This is a genomic window from Youngiibacter fragilis 232.1 (assembly GCF_000495435.3).
GTDB lineage: Bacteria > Bacillota > Clostridia > Clostridiales > Clostridiaceae > Youngiibacter > Youngiibacter fragilis.
On sequence record NZ_AXUN02000048.1, the window covers coordinates 1 to 2,600 of the forward strand.

The following is a 2,600-nucleotide window of genomic DNA, read 5'->3' on the forward strand; positions in this document are numbered from 1 at the left end:
ACAGAATTTGTGATTGAGCCGATATTCAAGAAGAATATTTAGTTATAAATCTACTATCAATATTGATGGGCTGTAAGGCAACGCTTATACTGAAATTAAATTATCGATTATTAGACCCAATGATGTAATTGGGAATCCATTGTCTTACGACAGCTGGACTTACACCTGGGAGAATGGCTGGCTGCTTAAGACTTGAGCAAAGAATATTGATAATAGTTGAAATAGATAGATTTCCAATCCCGCTAATCTCATATCCCTCAAAACTGGACTGCATAGTTGTTTTAGATTGCACAACCCAGAATATTATGAATTTGTAGACAGAATCGTTTCTTATGCGTTTCATTTAGGTAAGACAGTAGCACAACAGAGGAATATGGTCTACGGAGCGTTAGGTGCAATACGTGCCTGGTTGTATGCATTGGATGCAGCATCACCATTTTGATGAGAGAGGAAGGATAGAATGAAAGGTAACTTTTACTTGCATAAGTTTAAACATTCATACGAAATAAAAATGTCTAGCGATGCCAAATATATATGTCGTTTGAGTGCGAGTAAGGTATATTTACACGATGCTAAAACATTTGAAGAGATTACATCTTGGGATAACATAAAGAATCCTCGTAATATTTCATTTTCAAATAACAATAAATACCTTGCAGTAACGAATTCTATGGGCAAAGTTGCTCTATATGATCTTTTCACCATATCGTTTATGAAATCATTTAGAATTGGAAATGGCAAACATTCACAAGATTGTAACCTCTGTTTTACTCATGATGATAAATTTGCGATTGCAGCTATAAATAGCCATGTTAAAGAAACAATAGTATCCATTGACCTACAGAGTATAGAGATTAGGGAACATGCTGGAATTGATTACTCCGTTATCCAAGGTATACAATGCGTTGAATCAAAAAACAAATTCATTTTTTATTTTTATGACAGGAACGACTCATCCGGATATGGCAAGAATTATATTATATTATGGGAGTATCCGTTTGAATCAAATCAGTATAATAAAATAAATTCAAAACAAATAAGAGAGTGGGGTGCAATAGATTATAATGAAAATACTGAATGCTACTCTATATATGCATCCAATGATTTATATATTGCGGATAATAAATTGGATATAATACGAAAAACTGGAGAATGCAAATCTAATGAAGAAATAAGTATAAATCCAATGGAAATAACAAAGAAAGTCATAGGTGAAGACAATATAAATGATCGGCTTATTTCCATTTGCGAATCCATGAATTCTAAATTCCCGAAAGATGGTTATTTAAGTCATCTTAGTTGGTCAAAGGACGGGAAATTCATTGCGGTAGTGTTTTCAGAGGTAATTAAGCTAATTAGGTGTGATGATTTGAGTTGTGTAAGGGAATTCCGATTACCCTATTCATGCTATGCAAGCTTTAGCCCTAATGGGCAATACTTACTAATAGGCACTTGGAATTGTGGGTATGTTGTAGAAATGGGACAATGTTTAGAGAAGGACTAGGATTCTAGCGGGGAGTAAACTGGAAGGACAAGCTTACAGCGTATAACGGCAAGTCAATAACCTATGATGCAATAGGGAATCCATTGTCTTACGATGGCTGGACCTACACCTGGGAAAATGGCAGGCAGCTGAAGAGCTTGAGCAATGCTTCCACAAGCCTCAGCTTCAAGTACAACTCTGATGGGATAAGGACAGAGAAGACCGTCAATGGCGTCACTACCAAGTACACAGTATTCGGTGACAAGGTCAGCTTCGAGACTACAGGCTCGGACAAGATCCACTACAGCTATGATGCTTCGGGGAACCTCTTCTCGATGAACCTTAACGGAACAGAATACTACTACACAAGGAACGCCCAGGGGGACATCACAGGGCTTATTGATAATGCAGGAAACCTTGTGGTTAGCTACACCTACGACACTTGGGGGAAACTGCTCTCAACAACGGGTAGCCTAGCGAGTACGGTTGGAATTAAGAACCCATACAGGTACAGGGGATACCGCTACGACAACGAGACAGGGCTTTACTATCTCCAGTCCAGGTATTACAATCCGGAGTGGGGAAGGTTCGTAAACGCGGATGGCATAACCGGAGTTGTGGGAGAGCTGCTAGCTCTTAACATGTTTGCATATACATTAAATAATCCAGTAAATATGAAAGATCCAAGTGGATATCTCACCGAAGCGGCAACATTCTCTAATCCTAATTTAATTACTATAAGTACAGTGATGGCAATGATAAGTGGAAGTGCAGCTTTTGCATTGATGGGAGCTGTACTCCCCTATGTAGTTATTGGAATCGGAGCTTATGCACTTATAAGAGCGGTTAATTCAAAACCTACAACGCGTGCTTCAACGAGAATAAAAGTACTATCCGATGTCAAATTGAAGGAGCAAAGATCGGCTTCATACCAATATGCCTACATTAGTAATAGTGGTGGTATGGTTAAAATGGGAGGTAAGTTAACTTTTATAAAAGCTTTAGGCGGATTGGGAATAGCGGGAGCATCAAATCCTGAATCCCCACAGAACTATAACTTGTTAACATCGAAACCCCTTGGTATTATTGGGTTTTCGATGTTTTTTATATTGAAACC

General features: G+C 38.2%; 2 protein-coding genes. Both read left to right on the forward strand.

Features of this window, described 5'->3' with window-relative positions; genetic code table 11:
• Positions 1-460 precede the first annotated feature (460 nt).
• Positions 461-1,504 (forward strand): YncE family protein, encoded by a 1,044-nt coding sequence (locus T472_RS03610; RefSeq protein WP_023387836.1) that lies wholly within the window; start codon positions 461-463, stop codon positions 1,502-1,504.
• 83 nt (positions 1,505-1,587) lie between these two features.
• The coding region (locus T472_RS19210; RefSeq protein ID WP_023863316.1) for an RHS repeat domain-containing protein at positions 1,588-2,600 on the forward strand (1,013 nt) is incomplete at its 3' end.